3 protein-coding genes and 1 tRNA gene are annotated in these 2,412 nt (G+C 62.1%); 1 reads left to right on the forward strand and 3 read right to left on the reverse strand.

What is annotated here, in order from left to right; genetic code table 11:
- Window positions 1-314: hypothetical protein (locus AX685_RS23250; protein ID WP_231792284.1), on the forward strand; the 314-nt coding region annotated here is incomplete at its 5' end.
- Window positions 315-428: 114 nt separating this feature from the next.
- Here the strand turns inward: AX685_RS23250 and AX685_RS17565 are convergent.
- The 3 genes from AX685_RS17565 to AX685_RS17575 all read right to left on the reverse strand — a co-directional run bounded on the left by AX685_RS17565 (window position 429) and on the right by AX685_RS17575 (window position 2,375).
- A complete protein-coding gene (locus AX685_RS17565; protein WP_066490948.1) occupies window positions 429-923 on the reverse strand; it encodes a DUF4411 family protein in 495 nt (164 codons plus the stop codon).
- Complete coding sequence (locus AX685_RS17570) at window positions 923-2,101, reverse strand: ImmA/IrrE family metallo-endopeptidase (protein ID WP_197418680.1); 1,179 nt, start codon at window positions 2,099-2,101, stop codon at window positions 923-925. The genes AX685_RS17565 and AX685_RS17570 overlap by 1 nt, the downstream gene beginning before the upstream one ends.
- Before the next feature lie 198 nt (window positions 2,102-2,299).
- Window positions 2,300-2,375: transfer RNA gene (locus AX685_RS17575), tRNA-Glu, on the reverse strand.
- Window positions 2,376-2,412: the final 37 nt, after the last annotated feature.

The following is a 2,412-nucleotide window of genomic DNA, read 5'->3' on the forward strand; positions in this document are numbered from 1 at the left end:
CGAGTACATCACCCAAACCCGCGAGGCCTCGTCAGGCAATTAGGGGGCAACGACAGAGGTCGTCCACACATGACCTCGACGCCATCTTCGGAGAAGATGTTGTTCACCAGATCGACATCCTCTTCAATTTCCGGCCGGGCCCCGCTCTCAGGAATGAGGCGGCGCACGGCAAACTGCCTTGGGGCGCCTTTTTCCATCACGCTACGATCTTCGGCTGTTGGTTCATTTTCGGCCTCACCTGTCGGCCGCTCTTCCATGAGTGGGACGATAAGATCGCGCCTCTTCTCTATAACGAGACAATGGAGATGATCTAAAAGGACCTTCTCGCTCAAGAGCTGCTGCTCGGGGGTGGTCGCCTCCCGCCCCCCGAACTGGACGCTATAGCTAACGACTACATCGGCGGCAGGAACCGGATCTGGATCAAGCCGCTATATGGCCTCCCATCCGGTCGTGAAGTCGAGTTCGTTGATGAAGTCGATGGGCGATTGCCATGCGACGCCGCAATCATCACAGACATTGGGGACCTTGCGGTTCGCCCCCTGCTTCCCGGCGCTCGACACCTCGGCCGTGACAACGCAACGGTCTGCATGGCCCAGCGCTGCAGCAATCAGGAACGGGTCCTGTCCGATCTTGATTAGGTCCGCCTCGGTGAGTTGCGGCCCGTATTTCGCCAGCACCACCTGCACCTTGGCCGCGTCGGTCGGTTCGGCGAGGCGCAGCACCTTCTTATGATCTGCGTCCTTCATCCAGACAGCGAGTTCGTCGGTGCCCCCCTCAACCTCGGCATAGATCTCGCTCGGCATCTTTACCGTCCCGACCGCCGCATGGTGCAGGATCCAGCGCCAAAACTCGGGAACGCGGTTCAGCGCATACCAAGTGCGATGAGCGTTGATCAGTGTGTTCGCATCCAACAGGTAGATCATCAGCCGAACGCCCGCCGCGGTTCGGCGAGTAGCGGGTATACCGCCATTGGCTTGACCCCCAGCATGCGGGCAGCACGGGTGGGGGTTAGCGAGCCTTCAGCCATCCCCCTGCGCGCTACGTCGAGAAGCGCCGCGCCGAGGCGGTGACGGCGAACGATATACCAGTTCGGTCCCCCATCCTTCGCTCGATTCCGCTCTCGTTCCCGCTCCTTGTTCGCCAGCCACTCGGCGCGAAACTGGTCGCGAAGCCCCTCCCACCGCGCTGCCGTAATGCGTCCGCCAAGGTGAAGCTGATAAGCGATCATAGTCCGACTGACCCGCGCGCGATCGGCAAGGGCGTCGATCTGCCGCACGTCGCCCACACCGCCTGTCAAAGGCAGATCGGCAATCTCGGCGCGATCGATTAAGACCGCCGCGGCGGCATCGTTGCACAGCTTCTCAACCTCGCCGTCTGGCGGGCCACCGCTCACCCCGCCCTGGCCGAGAAGCAGGTGGGCCAACTCGTGCAGCAAGGTGAACGACCAGGCGGCCTTTGCGTCCTGATCGTTGACGACGATGAAAGGAGCGAGGGGATCTGCGATTGCGAAGCCGCGGAAGATGTTGACCTCAATCGCTGTGGACCAGTGCCCGCAGTCGCCCGCGAGCAAGACGAACACGCCTTGTGCCTCAACGAGGGAGCGCAGGTAGGTGAAAGCATCGTCGGCCGAGCCGCGGGCACGAAACTGCCGTCGATCGAAGCCGACCGCCTCTACCAGCGCTGCAGCAAGAGCATGGGGATCGCGCGCGCCCGTTCGCGACCCTACGAGCGCCACTTCGGCGACATCGTCGTCGTCCTCCAGCGTGTCGCGCACAAGCGACTGTCGTGCTTTCACATCGCGCAGCAAGGTTGCGAGAAGGATGTTCGACGGATCACCCTCGGCAGGTAGGGTGCGGAAGTCCTGGCCCGTGTCAGCTGGGCGAGGAACCTCTGGCATGTAGAAGGTTAGCAGTGGACGGTGATACTGCTGAGCCATGCGCTGAAGTAAGGAGGCGGACGGGGCTTCTTCCCCAGCCTCTATAGCGGCGAGCCGGTCTGCGCCGCTCGTTCCACGAGCGGCATTCAGACTGATCTTGCGGGCAGCCGCCTCCCGGTCGAGACCCGCGGTCTCTCGTGCCCAGATCAGGACTTCAGGGTTCACACCAGCCACAGAATGACAATGCACGAGCACAAGCTAAATCGCCAGCGGCCATGATAGGCGGACCCGGAGGCATGCTGTTCCGGCAACTGTCTCTAGTTGTTCCAGCTTAGTTCACGCCGTTTCAGCGTGCTTATCACCGACCTATTACCGAACTTTCGGCCGATCGGAGCGACCAAGCCTCTAAGTGCTTGTAATCGCTGGTGACCCCTACGGGACTCGAACCCGTGTTTTCGCCGTGAGAGGGCGACGTCCTAGACCGCTAGACGAAGGGGCCGTGTGCGGTGTGGAGGCGCGCTGTTAGGGGGTGGGGC

This window comes from Sphingomonas sp. CCH9-F2 (genome assembly GCF_001556735.1).
GTDB classification, from domain to species: Bacteria; Pseudomonadota; Alphaproteobacteria; order Sphingomonadales; family Sphingomonadaceae; genus Sphingomonas; species Sphingomonas ginsenosidimutans.

Bases quoted from the DNA above. Each gene is read 5' to 3' on its own strand.
- AX685_RS17565 (WP_066490948.1), bottom strand. From the start codon at position 923: ATGATCTACCTGTTGGATGCGAACACACTGATCAACGCTCATCGCACT.